This is a genomic window from Mycolicibacterium vulneris, assembly GCF_002104765.1.
In the GTDB taxonomy this organism is placed as follows: domain Bacteria; phylum Actinomycetota; class Actinomycetes; order Mycobacteriales; family Mycobacteriaceae; genus Mycobacterium; species Mycobacterium vulneris.
Genome location: NZ_NCXM01000028.1, coordinates 53,434 through 68,551, shown reverse-complemented (window position 1 = coordinate 68,551; position 15,118 = coordinate 53,434). Strand labels below are relative to the sequence as shown.

Here is a 15,118-nt window from a genome sequence, read left to right as displayed (position 1 = left end):
CTGGCGATACGCATAGCGGGCATGGTGAAGTGGGTATCGGTTAAACCAGTCCCCGAGACCAGGAAGCGAGGACCGCCGGTGAGCTCAGCGCTGGGTCTGCCAGAGAAAGTGCGTGCCTGCCTGTTCGACCTCGACGGCGTGCTCACCGACACCGCCAGTGTGCACACCAAGGCCTGGAAGGCCATGTTCGACGCCTACCTGTCGGACCGGGCCAAGCGCACCGGCGACAAGTTCGTTCCCTTCGACGAGGCCGCGGACTACCGCGAATACGTCGACGGCAAGAAGCGCGAGGACGGCGTGCGCTCGTTTCTGGAGAGCCGCGACATCCATCTGCCCGACGGCAGCCCCGACGATCCCGACGACGCCGAGACGATCTACGGCCTGGGCAACCGCAAGAACGAGATGTTCCAGAAGGTCTTGAAGGAGGACGGCGTCAAGGTGTTCGAGGGATCGCGGCGCTACCTCGAGGCGGTGTCGGCCGCGGGGCTGGGCGTCGCCGTGGTGTCGTCGAGCGCCAACACCCGCGACGTCCTCGAGATCACCGGCCTGGACCGGTTCGTGCAGAAGCGGGTGGACGGCATCACGCTGCGCGACGAGCACATCGCCGGCAAGCCGGCCCCAGACTCCTACCTGCGCGGGGCGCAGCTGCTCGACGTCCCGGCCGACGCCGCGGCCGTGTTCGAGGACGCCTTATCCGGGGTGGAAGCCGGCCGGGCGGGTAACTTCGGGTTCGTGGTAGGTGTAGACCGGGTGGGCCAAGCCGAGGATTTGCGCCGCAACGGCGCCGACGTGGTGGTCACCGACCTCGCCGAGCTGCTGCAGTCATGATCACCGACGAATCGTTTCCCGTTGACCCCTGGCACGTGCGCGAGACCCAGCTCGACCTCAACCTGTTGGCCCAGTCCGAATCCCTGTTCACCCTGTCCAACGGGCACATCGGGCTGCGCGGCAACCTCGACGAGGGCGAGCCGTACGGCCTGCCGGGCACCTACCTGAACTCCTTCTACGAGATACGTCCGCTGCCGTACGCCGAGGCGGGTTACGGCTACCCGGAAGCCGGCCAGACACTCGTCGACGTCACGAACGGCAAGATCATCCGGCTGCTGGTCGAGGACGAGCCATTCGACGTCCGCTACGGCGAATTGCTCTCCCACGAGCGGGATCTGGACCTGCGCGCCGGAACGCTGACCCGCACCGCGCACTGGCGCTCCCCCGCCGGCAAAGAGGTCAAGGTGGTCTCCACCCGGCTGGTATCACTGGCCCAGCGGGGCCTCGCCGCCATCGAGTACTGCGTGGAAGCGGTCGGCGAGTTCGCCCGGGTGACCGTGCAGTCCGAGCTGGTCACCAACGAGGACCAGCCGCAGACCTCCGGTGACCCCCGGGTGTCGGCCATCCTGGAGAACCCCCTCGAAGAGATCGCCCACGAAAACACCGACACCGGAGCGGTTCTCATGCACCGCACGCGCAGCAGCGCGCTGATGATGGCCGCCGGCATGGATCACGAAATCGACGTCGAAGGGCGCGTGGAGTTCAGCACGGATGCGCGCGCCGACCTGGCGCGGACCACCGTCATCTGCGGGCTCCGCGAGGGACAGAAGTTACGCATCGTCAAATACATCGCGTACGGCTGGTCGAGCATGCGTTCGCGTCCAGCACTGCGCGACCAGGTCGCCGCCGCGCTGCACAGTGGTCGCTACACCGGCTGGCAGGGGCTGCTGGATTCGCAGCGGGCCTACCTCGACGATTTCTGGGATTGCGCCGACGTCGAGGTCGAGGGCGACTCAGAATCGCAGCAGGCCGTGCGATTCGGGCTCTTTCACCTGCTGCAGGCCAGCGCCCGCGCCGAACGCCGCGCAATCGCCGCCAAGGGACTCACCGGAACCGGCTATGACGGCCACGCCTTCTGGGACACCGAGGGTTATGTGTTGCCGGTGCTCACCTACACCGCGCCGCACACGGTGGCCGACGCCCTGCGCTGGCGCGCCTCCACCCTGGACCTGGCCAAGGAGCGGGCGGCCGAATTGGGCCTGCAGGGCGCCGCCTTCCCGTGGCGGACCATCCGCGGACAGGAGTGCTCGGCCTACTGGCCGGCCGGCACCGCGGCCTGGCACATCAACGCCGACATCGCGATGGCCTTCGAGCGCTACCGCATCGTCACCGGAGACCACGACCTGGAGGCCGAGTGCGGCGTGCAGGTGCTGGTCGAGACCGCCCGACTCTGGATGTCCCTGGGCCATCACGACCGGCACGGCGTCTGGCACCTCGACGGTGTCACCGGCCCCGACGAATACACGGCGATCGTGCGCGACAACGCCTTCACCAACCTGATGGCCGCGCACAACCTGCACGTCGCCGCCGACGCCTGCAACCGCCACCCCGATGTGGCCAAGGCGCTGGAGGTCACCACCGAGGAGACGGCATCCTGGCGCGATGCCGCCGAGGCCGCCAACATCCCGTACGACTCCGGCCTGGGGGTCCATCAGCAGTGCGAAGGCTTCACCACCTACGCCGAATGGGACTTCGAACGCAACACCACCTACCCGCTGCTGTTGCACGAGGCCTACGTGCGGCTGTACCCCGCGCAGGTGATCAAGCAGGCCGATCTGGTGCTGGCGATGCATTGGCAGAGCCACGCGTTCACGCCCGAGCAGAAGGCCCGCAACGTCGACTACTACGAGCCGCGGATGGTCCGCGACTCGTCGCTGTCGGCCTGCACGCAGGCGGTGATGTGCGCCGAGGTCGGGCATATGGACCTCGCGCACGACTACGCGTACGAGGCCGCCCTGATCGATCTGCGCGATCTGCACCACAACACCCGCGATGGCTTGCACATGGCCTCGCTCGCCGGCGCCTGGACCGCACTGGTGGCCGGGTTCGGCGGCCTGCGCGACGACGAGGGCATCCTGTCGCTGGATCCCCAACTGCCCGATGACATTTCACGGCTCCGGTTCCGGTTGCGCTGGCGCGACTTCCGGGTCACCGTCGACATCAACCACGACGATGTGACCTACACACTGCGCGACGGGCCCGGCGGCGAGCTGAGGATTCGGCATGCCGGCGAAGAGATCGAGTTGAACACCGAATCCGCGACCACGGTCGCGGTGCGGCCCCGCAAGCCGCTGCTGCCGCCGCCGCAGCAGCCGCCCGGCCGCGAGCCCATACACCGGCGGGCGCTGTCGCGGGGCAGCCTGTCCGGGGGTCACTGAGGGTCGGCGGGCCCGAGAATCCGCTGCACCTCGGCGCCGGTCGCCTCGCGTATCTCGTCATCCGTCAGGTCTTCGATCCCGGTGGCAGAGCGAAGGATTGGCGCGAACAGCCGCCAACCGAATTGCAGGGCAAGGGCATTGGCGACCGCGAGCCGGGCCTTGACCTCGTCGTCGTACAGCGGCCGCACCCCGTCGAGCAGCGTCGCGATGTTGGGAAAACGTTTCTGCAGCTGGCCGGCCGGATAGCCGTCGAGGACGGTGCGGGCCATCACCCGCATCTGCCGGTCCAGGGAACTCTGCAGCACGGCCGCCGGCGCATCCGTGCTCAGCAGGGCGTTCAGGTTGGCCCCCAGGTGATCGAGCACGGCGCCGACCAGTTGCTCCTTGGTGCCGAAGTGGCGGAACACCAGCCCGTGGTTGACGTTGGATCGCGCGGCGATGTCGCGGATGGATGTCGCGGCCGGACCGCGCTCGGCGAACAGGTCGGTGGCGGCCTCCAGGATCGCCGCGGCCACTTCCGCGCGCCCGGTGGGCATTTTCCCGCTGCCCGTTGCGGAAGTTGTAGTCATCTGACTACACTACCAAATGTAGTCACCTGACTACACCGGTTTTGAGCCAAGGAAGACGAAAATGACAGGTCAGATAACCGTCACCAAGTTGGGCAGCCGGATCGGCGCCCGGGTGGACGGGGTTCGCCTCGGCGGCGACCTCGACGAGGACGCGGTCGAGAAGATCCGCCGGGCGCTGTTGGCCCACAAGGTGATCTTCTTCCGTCATCAGCACCACCTCGACGACGAGCAGCAGCTCGCGTTCGCCGAGCTGCTGGGCACGCCGATCGGCCACCCGGCCGCCGGCGCACTGGCCGCCCGGCACGTCCCGGTGATCACCCCGATCGACTCCGAATACGGCAAGGCGAACCGCTGGCACACCGACGTCACGTTCGCCGCCAACTATCCCGCGGCGTCGATCCTGCGCGCGGTCACGCTGCCGACCTATGGCGGCTCAACACTGTGGGCGTCGACCGCGGCGGCCTATGAGCACCTGCCCGAGCCGCTCAAATGTCTGGTGGAAAATCTCTGGGCGCTACACACCAACCGCTACGACTACGTGACCACCGAAGCGGTGCTGTCGATGAGCGACACGCAGCGCTCGTTCCGGCAGGCGTTCGAAAAGCCGGACTTTCGCACCGAGCACCCCGTGGTGCGGGTGCACCCGGAGACCGGTGAGCGCACCCTGCTGGCCGGTGACTTCGTGCGCGGCTTCGTCGGCCTGGACAGCCACGAATCCAGCACCCTACTGGAATTGCTACAGCGCCGAATCACCTTGCCGGAGAACACCATTTGCTGGAACTGGGCACACGGTGACGTCGCGATGTGGGACAACCGCGCGACCCAACACCGGGCGATCGACGACTACGACGACCAGCCCCGGCTGATGCACCGCATCACCCTGATGGGCGATGTACCGGTCAACGTGCGCGGCGAGCGCAGCCGGGTGGTCAGCGGCGCACCGCTGCAGGCGATTGCCTGTTAGCTCGCGGAGCTGACCGGATTGATCGGCAGCCAGCGCAGCGCGCCCGGCGCCTCGGCCGGCACCACGGGCGCCTTGGGCGCGATCGGCTCCAGCCGGCGATACGGCTCGCCCTGCATCGGGCGTTGGTCGTTCTCGCCGTTGTTCGGCCACAACGACGCGGCTCGCTCGGCCTGGGCGGTAATTGACAACGAGGGGTTGACGCCCAGGTTCGCCGAGATGGCCGCGCCGTCCACCACGAACAGCGTCGGGTAGCCGTAGACCCGGTGGTACGGGTCGATGACCCCGTGGTCGGCGTTGTCGCCGATCACCGCGCCGCCGAGGAAGTGCGCGGTCAGCGGGATGTTGAACAGCTCTCCCCAGGTGCCACCGGCGACGCCGTCGATCTTGGCGGCGATGCGGCGGGTGACGTCGTTGCCGACCGGGATCCACGTCGGGTTGGGCTCGCCGTGGCCCTGTTTGCTGGTGTACCAGCGGATGCCCAGCTTGCCGCGCTTGGTGAACGTGGTGATCGAGTTGTCCAGGTGCTGCATCACCAGTGCGATCATGGTGCGCTCGCTCCACTGGCGCGGATTGAGCAGTCGCAGCGTGCCGCGCGGGTCCTCGCGCGCGGCCTCGATCAGCTGCTTCCAGCGGGGCACGTCGGTGCCTTCGGGGCCGTGTCCGTCGGTCATCAGCGTCTGCAGCAGCCCCATCGCGTTGGAGCCTTTGCCGTAGCGGACCGGTTCGATGTGCGTGTCCGGCGTCGGGTGGATCGACGACGTGATCGCCACCCCGTGCGTCAGGTCGAGGTTCGGGTCGACCTCGAGCTTTCCGGCGCCGACGATCGACTCGGAGTTGGTGCGGGTGAGCATGCCCAGCCGATTCGACAGCCGGGGCAGCAAACCCTGATCGCGCATGTTGAACAGCAGATGCTGAGTGCCCCAGGTTCCGGCGGCCAGGACCACATGCTTCGCCGTGTAGGTTTGCCGGTCGCGGCGCAGCCAGCTTCCGGTGCGCACCGTGCGAACCTCCCAGAGACCGTCGGGACGCTGCTCGAAGCGCTTCACCGTCGTCATCGGAATCACTTGCGCGCCAGATGATTCCGCGAGGGCGAGGTAGTTCTTCAGCAGGGTGTTCTTGGCGCCGTAGCGACAGCCAGTCATGCAGGCTCCGCACTCCAGGCAGCCGGTGCGCTCCGGTCCGACACCGCCGAAGTACGGGTCCGGCACCGTCTTGCCCGGGGCCTTGGTGCCGTCGGGACCGAAGAACACTCCGACGGGCGTCGGCACGAACGTGTCGCCGCAGCCCATCTCGTCGGCGACCTGTTTGACGATGCGATCGGCATCGGTGAAGGTCGGGTTCTCCACCACGCCGAGCATCCGTCGCGCCTGGTCGTAGTGCGGCATCAGCTCGTCGCGCCAGTCGGTGATGTGCTTCCACTGCTGGTCGTTGAAGAACGGATCGGGCGGCACGTACAGCGTGTTGGCGTAGTTCAGCGAGCCGCCGCCCACCCCGGCGCCGGCCAGGATCAACACGTTCTTCAGCGGGTGGATGCGCTGAATCCCGTAGCAACCCAGCTTCGGCGCCCACAAAAACTTACGCAGATCCCAGGACGTCTCGGCGAAATCTTCGTCGGAGTACCGCCGCCCGGCCTCCAATACGCCGACGCGGTAGCCCTTTTCGGTCAGCCGCAACGCGCTGACGCTCCCCCCGAAACCCGAACCGATGATCAGTACGTCGTAATCCGGCTTCATCGCACCAGTATGGCGTTGCCGGTTGGGTAACAAGCCAACGGCCTCCGGGTTAGCTACCGACGGTCAGGCCGACCTTCTGGAACTCCTTGAGGTCGCAGTAGCCCGCCTTGGCCATCGACCGCCGCAGCCCGCCGACCAGGTTGAGGCTGCCGAACGGGTCGTCGGAGGGGCCGTTGAGCACCTGGTGCAGCGGCGGGCGCTCGTCGACGGCGATCTGCAGCAGCGCCCCGCGCGGCAGCGACGGGTGTGCCGCAGCGGCCGGCCAGAACCACCCCTCGCCCAGCGCCTCGGCGGACTCGGCGAGCGGCGTGCCCAGCACCACCGCGTCGGCGCCGCAGGCGATCGCCTTCGCCAACTCGCCGGAGGTGTGGATGTCGCCGTCGGCCAGCACGTGCACGTAGCGGCCGCCGGTCTCATCGAGGTACTCGCGCCGCGCGGCGGCGGCGTCGGCGATCGCGGTGGCCATCGGCACGCTGATGCCCAGCACCTCGTCGCTGGTGGTCACGCCCCTCGTCGCGCCGTAGCCGACGATGACGCCGGCGGCGCCGGTGCGCATCAGATGCAGCGCGGTGCGGTGGTCTTGCACCCCGCCGGCGACCACCGGCACGTCGAGCTCGGAGATGAAGGTCTTGAGGTTCAGCGGTTCACCGTCGCTGGCCACCCGTTCGGCCGAGACGATGGTGCCCTGGATGACCAGCAGGTCGATGCCGGCCTGCACCAGCACCGGCGTCAGCGCCTGGGCGTTCTGCGGGCTGACCCGCACCGCGGTGGTGACCCCGGCCTCCCGGATCCGGGCGACCGCGGAGCCCAGCAGGTCCGGATTGAGCGGGGCCGCGTGGAACTCCTGCAGCAGCCGGATCGCCGCCGACGGCTCGGGCTCCTTGCTGGCGGCCTCGACCAGTTGCGCGATCTTGGACTCGACGTCGGCGTGCCGGCCGATCAGCCCCTCGCCGTTGAGCACGCCCAGGCCGCCGAGCTTGCCGAGCTCGATCGCGAACTCCGGCGACACCAGCGCATCGGTCGGATGCGCCAGCACCGGGATCTCGAACCGGTACGCGTCCAGCTGCCAGGCGGTCGACACGTCCTGCGACGAGCGGGTGCGCCGGGAGGCCACGATGCTGACTTCGCTCAGTTCATAGCTGCGACGGGCGACGCGGCCCATCCCGATCTCGACCATCTGGGCCTCAGCGTGCGTAGTAGTTGGGGGCTTCGACCGTCATGGCGACGTCGTGCGGGTGGCTTTCCCTCAAGCCCGCCGCTGTGATCCGGACGAACTGCGCCTGTTGCAGCGCCTCGATGCTCGGCGAACCGGTGTAGCCCATCGCCGCGCGCAGGCCGCCGGTCAGCTGGTGGATCACCGAGGACAGCGGGCCGCGGAAGGGCACCCGGCCCTCGATGCCCTCCGGCACCAGCTTGTCTTCGGAGAGCGCGTCGTCGGCGAAGTAGCGGTCCTTGGAGTACGACTTTCCGCTGCCCGACCCCCGGCCGGCCATGGCTCCCAACGACCCCATCCCGCGGTAGCTCTTGAACTGCTTGCCGTTGACGAAGATCAGCTCGCCGGGGGCCTCGGCGGTGCCCGCCAGCAGCGAGCCCAGCATGGCCGTCGACGCGCCGGCGGCCAGCGCCTTGGCGATGTCGCCGGAGTACTGCAGCCCGCCGTCGGCGATCACCGGCACGCCCGCCGGGCCGCAGGCCGCGACCGCCTCCAGAATCGCCGTGATCTGTGGTGCGCCGACGCCGGCCACCACCCGGGTGGTGCAGATCGAGCCGGGCCCGACGCCCACCTTGACTGCGTCGGCGCCGGCGGCGACCAGGGCCGCGGCCGCCGAACGGGTGGCGACGTTGCCGCCGATCACCTCGACCTTCTCGCCCACCTCGGCCTTGAGCTTGCCGACCATGTCGAGCACCAGCCGGTTGTGTGCGTGCGCGGTGTCCACGATCAGCACGTCCACCCCGGCGTCGACCAGCATCATGGCGCGCACCCAGGCGTCACCGCCGACGCCGACGGCCGCACCGACCAGCAGCCGGCCGTCGCTGTCCTTGGTGGCCAACGGGTGTTGTTCGGTCTTGACGAAATCCTTGACGGTGATCAGCCCGGTCAGCCGGCCGTGGCCGTCGACGATGGGCAGCTTCTCGATCTTGTGGCGCCGCAACAGGCCCAGCGCCGCGTCGGCGGACACACCCTCCTGGGCGGTGATCAGCGGGGCCTTGGTCATCACCTCGGCGACCTTCTTGGTCTGGTCGACCTCGAACCGCATGTCGCGGTTGGTGATGATGCCGACCAGCGCGCCCGATTCGTCGACCACCGGCAGGCCGGAGATCCGGAACCGCGCGCACATCGCGTCGACCTGGGCCAGGGTGTTGTCCGGGCGGCAGGTGACGGGGTCGGTGACCATGCCGGCCTCCGAGCGCTTGACCATTTCGACCTGGCCGGCCTGCTCGGCGACCGGCAGGTTGCGGTGCAGCACACCCATGCCGCCGGCCCGGGCCATAGCGATGGCCATCCGCGACTCGGTGACCGTGTCCATCGCCGAACTCACCAGTGGCACCTTGAGCCTGATCTTCCGGGTGAGCTGGCTGGAAGTGTCCGCGGTTGCGGGGACGACGTCGGAGGCCGCGGGCAGCAGCAGCACGTCGTCGAAGGTCAGCCCGAGCATGGCGATCTTGTGCGGGTTGTCACCTCCGGTGGGCAGCGGGTCGTCGACCAGGCCACCCACCCGCACATACGCACTGCCGACGAGGTCGGAGCTGTCTTCCAGGTGGGACGTGCCACGGGTCATCAGTGGGGCCCTCCATACGATGCGGCGTAAAAACCCATCCTATCGGCTCGCCTCTCGCTGTCGTTCGCTTGCTCGGGCGCGCCGCGCGCACTAAACGGCGCGGCATGGCGGGGCGGGCTCCCTGCTGGCGTTATCCCGGGCGGGCTGCGTAGGCTAGAGGGCGTGCGCGACCACCTCCCACCGGGTTTGCCGCCCGACCCTTTCGCCGACGACCCCTGTGATCCGTCGGCGGCACTGGAAGCCGTCGAGCCGGGCCAGCCCCTGGATCAGCAAGAGCGGATGGCCGTCGAGGCCGACCTTGCCGATCTGGCCGTGTACGAAGCGCTGCTGGCGCATAAGGGTATTCGCGGACTCGTGGTGTGCTGCGACGAATGTCAGCAGGATCACTACCACGACTGGGACATGCTGCGCGCCAACCTGCTGCAGCTGCTGATCGACGGCACCGTGCGTCCGCACGAGCCCGCCTATGACCCCGAGCCGGATGCCTACGTCACGTGGGATTACTGCCGGGGCTACGCCGACGCCTCGCTCAACGAAGCGACGTCAGACGCCGACGGTTTCCACCGCCGGCACTGACTCGGCTCACTGATTCGGAGTCAACGGCGCCACCGGGGGTGGCGTCTGGCCGTGATGGTGATGCTTGCCCACTGACGGGCTCGGCGGGCTGAGCGGCGCCGGTGTCGCGTCCTTCGACGGCGCGATCGAGGCGGCGGGCGGCGCCGCCGGGATCGCGGTGGCCGGCCCGGGTGGCGCCGCCGGCGGCGAAGCGACCGGCAACGTGGCATTCGGGTCGCGCGCATCGACCTTGGCGTTCAACAGCTTCAGCTGATTCATCAGGTCTTGTTTGCTGGCCGGGTCGTCGATCGACTGCACCAGGCTGCTCACCTCGATCAGCTGATTCTTGGCCTGGTCCCATTGACCCCGGTCGATCGATTCCTGGACCTTCGCCAGGTCGGCCTTGGCGGCCAGCATCTCCTGGCTTCCGTGCACCTGGGGCTGGTCGAAGAACATCGCGTGCAGCCCGTACAGGGTGCCGCCGGGCCGGGCCTCGACCACCATGGCACCGAATCCACTGAGCACCATCAGCGCCGCGGCGACCGAGCCGACGACGGCCAGGCCACGATGGCTGCCGCGGCGGCGCTCGGCCAATCCGGTGCGCAACGCGTTGACCGCCTCTTCGGGGGTCACCAGCGCGCTGGCCGGCGGCCACCTCAGGTTGTCGCGCCAGTCCTCCAGCAGGCCGGTCAGCACATCGATGTCGGGGTCCTCGACGTCCACCGGCCGGCGCTGGGCGAGCGCATCGAGCAGCAGATCGGTGCGGGCGAATTCATCCAGGGATTCAGGCACAGTCACCTGCCGCAATCATTTCGGACTTCAGCCGCGACAGCGCGCGGTGCTGGGCGACCCGGACCGCCCCGGTGGTACTGCCGACCGCGGCCGCGGTCTCCTCGGCGGACAGCCCGACGACGACGCGCAGGATCAGGATCTCGCGCTGCTTGGCGGGCAGGATCTCGAGCAGTTCGCTCATCCGGCTCACCGAATCGGCTTCAATCGCAAGCTGTTCGGGTCCAGCGTCGTTCGACCAGCGGTCGGGAATCGTTTCGGTGGGATAGGCGAGGTCGCGTCCGGCGGCCCGGTGGGCGTCTGCGACCTTGTGGGCCGCTATGCCGTACAGGAAGGCCAGGAAGGGACGCCCGCGATCGCGATAACGCGGCAGCGCCGTGATAGTCGCCAAGCACACCTCCTGTGCCACGTCATCCGCTGACAGGCCACCCCGATCGACGGTGCCGACACGCGCTCGGCAATATCGCACGACGATCGGACGGATGGTCTCCAGCACCTCCCTCAATGCGTTGTGGTCTCCGGTAACGGCTTGGGCGACCACAGCGTCGAGACGTTCCCCTGCTGGAATTGTCATCGACGGTGATATCTCCAACGTTACGAAGCGGACACATCGCGGGCCAACCGGGCTAACTAACGAAATGACAATAACGGGCGGAGGGCCGTTTTAAGCGGAACGCCACGTTCCACCGGCGCGCCGCACCTGGCCTGCGCAGACATCTCGGATTTCGTGCAGCTGATGTGCTGGAAACGTGACACTTTCGATATCGATCAGCAAGCAGGCCAGCGCCCAACGAAGTGGTAGCAGCCCTAATTCGCCGGTGGTCGCCAGCGCGGCGTCGGCGACCGTGCGGGCGCGCTCGAGGTTGCCCGCGCAGCACAGCGCGGCGGCCAGCACCACGTCGCTTTTGACCCGGTGCCGCGGCGACGCGACGGTCATGGCCGCCGCCAGCTCGACGCCTTCTCCGGCGTGCCGGACGGCGGCGGCGCCGTCGCCGCGGGCCATCGCGAGCTCGGCGGCCACCCAGCGCCGGCGCACCAGCAGCCGGTCGGGCACCGCGGATTTCGGCGACGCCAGCAGCGGATCGGTGCGCTCCAGCAGCGCCGCCGCGGCCGCGAAGCGCCCGACGCCCAACGCGTCGGCGGCCAGCCCGATGAGGGCGTCGGCGCGAGCCTCGGGGTCGTCGCCGGCCAGCGCCAGGGCGCGCCCGTCCCAGCCTCGGGCCACGCTGTGCCAACCGAGTTGGCGCAGGAACGACCCGTGGGTGCTCATGCCCAACGACACCAGCCGCCCGGCCGGCGCGCTGCGCCGCAGCACCGCGAGGTCGCGGAAGGCGGCGCCGTAGCGACCCTGTCCCCCGGCCGCGACGGCGCGCAGCCACAGCTGGGTCGGTGTCGTCGCCGACGGCAGCGGCCAGCTGCCGGGCAGACCCCCGAAGGCGACGTCGGCCAACCGCCGCCCAATCAAGGAAGTGTGACGAGTTTCAATCACAATGATGTAGTAAACAGTTTGTGGTCTTCATGTTACCGAACCGTTAATCACTATAGCCCATGGATAAAGTCGCCTTATCCCCCTCCCCGGCGCTGAGCTGGGAAATCTCGTTTCGGTCAACTGCCTGGTAGCACGGCATGGGCTTCACCATTTCCTTCGAGGTGAACGCAAAGTTAATTCTGCTCCATAGCGCACATACTTTGCCGGGCTAAGTGCCTATTGACGGAAATTCACCGTCCGCCCTAACGTCTACGCATGACGGGTAGTCATCGGTGACCCCACTCCACTTAATTTAAGTTGCACCCAACCGCTTTCACGAACCTGACCTCGAGCGAGCGGTACAGAGAGGGAACGAACCAATGCCACAGCCGGAACAGCTACCTGGACCCAACGCCGACATCTGGAATTGGCAACTGCAGGGCTTGTGCCGCGGCGTTGACTCATCGATGTTCTTCCACCCCGACGGTGAGCGCGGCCGGGCCCGCATGCAACGCGAGCAGCGCGCGAAGGAAATGTGCCGGAAGTGCCCGGTGATCCAGGAGTGCCGCTCGCACGCCCTCGAAGTCGGTGAGCCCTACGGGGTTTGGGGCGGTCTGTCGGAGTCCGAACGCGACCTGCTGCTCAAGGGCGACATCGGGCGCGGTCGCACCATCCGCCGCTCGGCCTGAGAACGCTTACGGCCCAACGGCCGCCGAAGGGCGACCTGACTGCCTTGCAGGTGCGCTCCGACGGCTCCGCGAAACTGGTCACCACCAGTAATGCGTTCACCTCCGCCGACCTGAGGAACAGCTCGGGCACCGCGCTGATCATCCACCAGACCGCGGACAATCTGGGCAGCACCGCCCCCACGGCAGAGTCCGGCAAGCGGTTGGCCTGCGGTGTGATCGCGGCGTCCTCGTCGACGACCTCGTCGACCACTCCGCTCAGTCTTGGTCCGCAAGGATGGCGGTGGCTTGAATCTCGACGCGCATCTTCGGACTCGCCAAAGCGGCGACGCCGATGCATGTCCACAAGGGCGCGCGGTCGCCCATGCGCCGACGGAACTGTTCGACCATGGTGTCCAGGTGCTCGGACCCGATCTGGCCGTCCGCGTCCGGCAGGTGGTAGGAGTGCACGTGCACCACGTCGCGCCAGGAGGCTCCGGCTGTCGCCAATGTCCGTTCGACATTGTCGAAGGCCTGAACGACTTGGTCGCGCACTGACTCGGGATAGCGCCAGTGCTCGTCCCAACCGCCTTGACCGGCGGTCTCTACTAGGTCCCCGTACCTCACGACTTGTGAATAGTGGAACTTCCGCAGCTGATGGTCGCCATAGCCGGGAGTGACAGAAAATATCGGCCTACCCATGCGAGCCATCTTCGTCGCCGGCAATCAAACGCGCCCGCGGCCAGAGGCCTTTAAGGTGCTGGCATGCAGACACTGCTGTTCACGCTCGGGCTGGTCCTGTTCCTGCTCGGACTGCTCACCGGGTTCGCCGTCGCCGCGCTCAAGAACCCGCGCATGGGGCTGTCGAGTCACCTCGAAGCCGTCCTCAACGGCATGTTCCTCGTGCTGCTCGGCCTGCTCTGGCCGCACATCCACCTGCCCCACGCGTGGGCAGTCACGGCGGCGGTGCTGATCGTGTACGCCGCCTACACGAACTGGCTGGCAACCCTGCTCGCGGCGGCATGGGGCGCCGGCCGCAAACTAGCGCCGATCGCGGCGGGCGACCACGAGGCCTCAGCGCCAAAGGAGTGGATCGTCAGCTTTCTGTTGCTGTCGCTCGCAGTGGCGTCGATCGCCGGCGTGGTCATCGTCATCATCGGGCTATGACACCCCACTAGACGGCGTGCACGTCGGGCGTACGGACATGCTCCGGACGGAAACCGCGACCGACCAAAATCGGCGGAATCGCTTGCAGTGGACCGAATCCCACGATCTTCGGCACGCGAATCGGGGACAAGTCACCGTTCAGATTGGGAGCGACCACATTGTCCTGCACGAGCACCTGAAAAGCCTGGACGATACGGGTGGGCAGTTCGCGTCGCCGCTGCACCCTGGCGAGATCTTTGTCGGTCAGCCGACCACCGCGAAGCGGAGCGCACAAGATGTTGGCCGCGGCCACCGCATCGGCGACGGCGAGGTTGATTCCGACGCCGCCGGCCGGCGACATGGCATGCGCGGCATCGCCGATGCACAGCAACCCGGTACGCCACCACGCCTCGAGCCGGTCCACTCGCACGTCGAGCTCGCTGGTGTCGTCCCACGAGCTCAGGTCATCGACATGCTCGCGCAGCCGCGGCTGCGCGGTGACCATCCGCTCCTTGAACTCCTCCAGTGATCCGCCGCGGGGATTCGAGCCCTTTGGCATCAGATAGGCGACTTGCCAATAGTCGCCCCGGTAGATCATGACCATCATCAGGCCTTTACGGGCCACGCCGAACAATTCCTGAGGGTCACCGGGGCGCCACTTCAACCGGAACCACAGCACGTCCATCGGCGAGTGCGCCGCGGCGATCTGCAGCCCCGCCGCCGCGCGCACCGCCGACTTGCGTCCGTCCGCGGCTACCACCAGCTCGGCACGCACCTCCAGATTCGGCGTGCGCACCCCGGTCACCCGGTCGCCGTCGAATACCAGGTCGGTGACCTCCGCATTGCGGACCAGGGTGAATTCGGGGTAGGCAGACGCCTTTTCGGCTATGAAGTCGAGAAAGTCCCACTGCGGCATCATGGCGATATAGGGCTGCCTGAAACCGAGCCACTTGAGGACCTTGAAGTTGCCGAAGGTGCGAATCGAGCCGTCGGTGTCGAAGGCGACGCGGTCGATCTTGGTGTGCGGCAACCGCAGGAACTCGTCGATAAACCCCAGCTCGTCCATGATCCGCAGGGTGGTCGGGTGCACGGTGTCACCGCGGAAGTCGCGCAGGAAGTCGTTGTGCTTTTCCAGGACGACGACCCGGATTCCGGCCCGGGCGAGCAGGAGGGCGTGCACCATGCCGGCCGGCCCGCCGCCGGCAACGCACACCTGGGTCTCCATCACTTGCGTCATGGTCGC

15 protein-coding genes and 1 pseudogene are annotated in these 15,118 nt (G+C 67.8%); 7 read left to right on the top strand and 9 right to left on the bottom strand.

The genetic code is table 11. From position 1 onward, the window contains the following. Window positions 1–21: 21 nt before the first annotated feature. A complete protein-coding gene (locus tag B8W69_RS23060; protein ID WP_245843346.1) occupies window positions 22–828 on the top strand; it encodes a beta-phosphoglucomutase family hydrolase in 807 nt (268 codons plus the stop codon). Then, window positions 825–3,206: a glycoside hydrolase family 65 protein gene (locus B8W69_RS23055; protein WP_085292073.1), complete on the top strand. Its 2,382-nt coding sequence runs from the start codon at window positions 825–827 to the stop codon at window positions 3,204–3,206. Before B8W69_RS23060 ends, B8W69_RS23055 begins: the two co-directional genes overlap by 4 nt. Here the strand turns inward: B8W69_RS23055 and B8W69_RS23050 are convergent. Next, window positions 3,200–3,775, bottom strand: a complete 576-nt coding sequence (locus B8W69_RS23050; RefSeq protein ID WP_085292072.1) for a TetR/AcrR family transcriptional regulator — start codon at window positions 3,773–3,775, stop codon at window positions 3,200–3,202. The genes B8W69_RS23055 and B8W69_RS23050 overlap by 7 nt on opposite strands. Window positions 3,776–3,836: 61 nt before the next feature. Between B8W69_RS23050 and B8W69_RS23045 the strand changes: the two genes are divergently transcribed. Beyond that, window positions 3,837–4,739 (top strand): TauD/TfdA dioxygenase family protein, encoded by a 903-nt coding sequence (locus tag B8W69_RS23045; protein ID WP_085292071.1) that lies wholly within the window; start codon window positions 3,837–3,839, stop codon window positions 4,737–4,739. Here the strand turns inward: B8W69_RS23045 and B8W69_RS23040 are convergent. Genes B8W69_RS23040 through guaB form a run of 3 tightly spaced genes read right to left on the bottom strand, consistent with a single transcriptional unit; the run spans window position 4,736 to window position 9,252 of the window. Continuing rightward, the gene (locus B8W69_RS23040) at window positions 4,736–6,472 is read right to left on the bottom strand and encodes a GMC family oxidoreductase N-terminal domain-containing protein (protein WP_085292070.1); all 1,737 of its coding nucleotides are present in this window, start codon (window positions 6,470–6,472) and stop codon (window positions 4,736–4,738) included. The two genes, B8W69_RS23045 and B8W69_RS23040, sit on opposite strands and share 4 nt — an antisense overlap. A gap of 49 nt (window positions 6,473–6,521) precedes the next feature. Further along, on the bottom strand, window positions 6,522–7,649 hold the full coding sequence (locus B8W69_RS23035; RefSeq protein WP_085292069.1) for a GuaB3 family IMP dehydrogenase-related protein: 1,128 nt from the start codon (window positions 7,647–7,649) through the stop codon (window positions 6,522–6,524). Between the two features lie 7 nt (window positions 7,650–7,656). Further along, complete coding sequence (guaB, locus tag B8W69_RS23030) at window positions 7,657–9,252, bottom strand: IMP dehydrogenase (RefSeq protein WP_085292068.1); 1,596 nt, start codon at window positions 9,250–9,252, stop codon at window positions 7,657–7,659. 162 nt (window positions 9,253–9,414) lie between these two features. On the opposite strand from guaB, the gene B8W69_RS23025 reads away from it, so the two are divergent. Further along, window positions 9,415–9,828, top strand: a complete 414-nt coding sequence (locus tag B8W69_RS23025) for a DUF5319 domain-containing protein (protein ID WP_007773416.1) — start codon at window positions 9,415–9,417, stop codon at window positions 9,826–9,828. Between the two features lie 6 nt (window positions 9,829–9,834). Here B8W69_RS23025 and B8W69_RS23020 read toward each other — a convergent pair whose 3' ends face one another. The 3 genes from B8W69_RS23020 to B8W69_RS23010 all read right to left on the bottom strand — a co-directional run bounded on the left by B8W69_RS23020 (window position 9,835) and on the right by B8W69_RS23010 (window position 12,085). After that, window positions 9,835–10,605: an anti-sigma-D factor RsdA gene (locus B8W69_RS23020; RefSeq protein WP_181447464.1), complete on the bottom strand. Its 771-nt coding sequence runs from the start codon at window positions 10,603–10,605 to the stop codon at window positions 9,835–9,837. After that, window positions 10,592–11,170, bottom strand: a complete 579-nt coding sequence (locus B8W69_RS23015) for a sigma-70 family RNA polymerase sigma factor (RefSeq protein ID WP_040630965.1) — start codon at window positions 11,168–11,170, stop codon at window positions 10,592–10,594. The genes B8W69_RS23020 and B8W69_RS23015 overlap by 14 nt, the downstream gene beginning before the upstream one ends. A gap of 90 nt (window positions 11,171–11,260) precedes the next feature. Continuing rightward, on the bottom strand, window positions 11,261–12,085 hold the full coding sequence (locus B8W69_RS23010; protein WP_110882030.1) for a hypothetical protein: 825 nt from the start codon (window positions 12,083–12,085) through the stop codon (window positions 11,261–11,263). A gap of 359 nt (window positions 12,086–12,444) precedes the next feature. Between B8W69_RS23010 and B8W69_RS23005 the strand changes: the two genes are divergently transcribed. Both B8W69_RS23005 and B8W69_RS23000 read left to right on the top strand, forming a co-directional pair. Continuing rightward, on the top strand, window positions 12,445–12,753 hold the full coding sequence (locus tag B8W69_RS23005) for a WhiB family transcriptional regulator (protein ID WP_085292065.1): 309 nt from the start codon (window positions 12,445–12,447) through the stop codon (window positions 12,751–12,753). Window positions 12,754–12,773: 20 nt separating this feature from the next. Continuing rightward, window positions 12,774–13,007 (top strand): annotated as a pseudogene (locus B8W69_RS23000) (superoxide dismutase family protein); the annotation flags it as partial. A 1-nt stretch (window position 13,008) separates the two neighbouring features. On the opposite strand, the gene B8W69_RS22995 reads toward B8W69_RS23000, so the two are convergent. After that, on the bottom strand, window positions 13,009–13,431 hold the full coding sequence (locus B8W69_RS22995; RefSeq protein WP_085292064.1) for a Rid family hydrolase: 423 nt from the start codon (window positions 13,429–13,431) through the stop codon (window positions 13,009–13,011). A 63-nt stretch (window positions 13,432–13,494) separates the two neighbouring features. Between B8W69_RS22995 and B8W69_RS22990 the strand changes: the two genes are divergently transcribed. Beyond that, window positions 13,495–13,896, top strand: coding sequence for a styrene oxide isomerase (locus B8W69_RS22990; protein WP_085292063.1), 402 nt, complete (start codon window positions 13,495–13,497; stop codon window positions 13,894–13,896). A 7-nt stretch (window positions 13,897–13,903) separates the two neighbouring features. Here the strand turns inward: B8W69_RS22990 and B8W69_RS22985 are convergent, their stop codons facing one another. Further along, entirely contained in the window at window positions 13,904–15,112 is a 1,209-nt protein-coding gene (locus tag B8W69_RS22985) for an FAD-dependent oxidoreductase (RefSeq protein WP_085292062.1), read from the bottom strand. Between the last annotated feature and the right edge of the window lie 6 nt (window positions 15,113–15,118).

Coding starts and splice junctions, on each gene's coding strand:
- B8W69_RS23060 (WP_245843346.1), top strand. CDS start 22: ATGGTGAAGTGGGTATCGGTTAAACCAGTCCCCGAGACCAGGAAGCGA.
- B8W69_RS23055 (WP_085292073.1), top strand. CDS start 825: ATGATCACCGACGAATCGTTTCCCGTTGACCCCTGGCACGTGCGCGAG.
- B8W69_RS23050 (WP_085292072.1), bottom strand. CDS start 3,775: ATGACTACAACTTCCGCAACGGGCAGCGGGAAAATGCCCACCGGGCGC.
- B8W69_RS23045 (WP_085292071.1), top strand. CDS start 3,837: ATGACAGGTCAGATAACCGTCACCAAGTTGGGCAGCCGGATCGGCGCC.
- B8W69_RS23040 (WP_085292070.1), bottom strand. CDS start 6,472: ATGAAGCCGGATTACGACGTACTGATCATCGGTTCGGGTTTCGGGGGG.
- B8W69_RS23035 (WP_085292069.1), bottom strand. CDS start 7,649: ATGGTCGAGATCGGGATGGGCCGCGTCGCCCGTCGCAGCTATGAACTG.
- guaB (WP_085292068.1), bottom strand. CDS start 9,252: ATGACCCGTGGCACGTCCCACCTGGAAGACAGCTCCGACCTCGTCGGC.
- B8W69_RS23015 (WP_040630965.1), bottom strand. CDS start 11,170: ATGACAATTCCAGCAGGGGAACGTCTCGACGCTGTGGTCGCCCAAGCC.
- B8W69_RS23005 (WP_085292065.1), top strand. CDS start 12,445: ATGCCACAGCCGGAACAGCTACCTGGACCCAACGCCGACATCTGGAAT.
- B8W69_RS22995 (WP_085292064.1), bottom strand. CDS start 13,431: ATGGGTAGGCCGATATTTTCTGTCACTCCCGGCTATGGCGACCATCAG.
- B8W69_RS22990 (WP_085292063.1), top strand. CDS start 13,495: ATGCAGACACTGCTGTTCACGCTCGGGCTGGTCCTGTTCCTGCTCGGA.
- B8W69_RS22985 (WP_085292062.1), bottom strand. CDS start 15,112: ATGACGCAAGTGATGGAGACCCAGGTGTGCGTTGCCGGCGGCGGGCCG.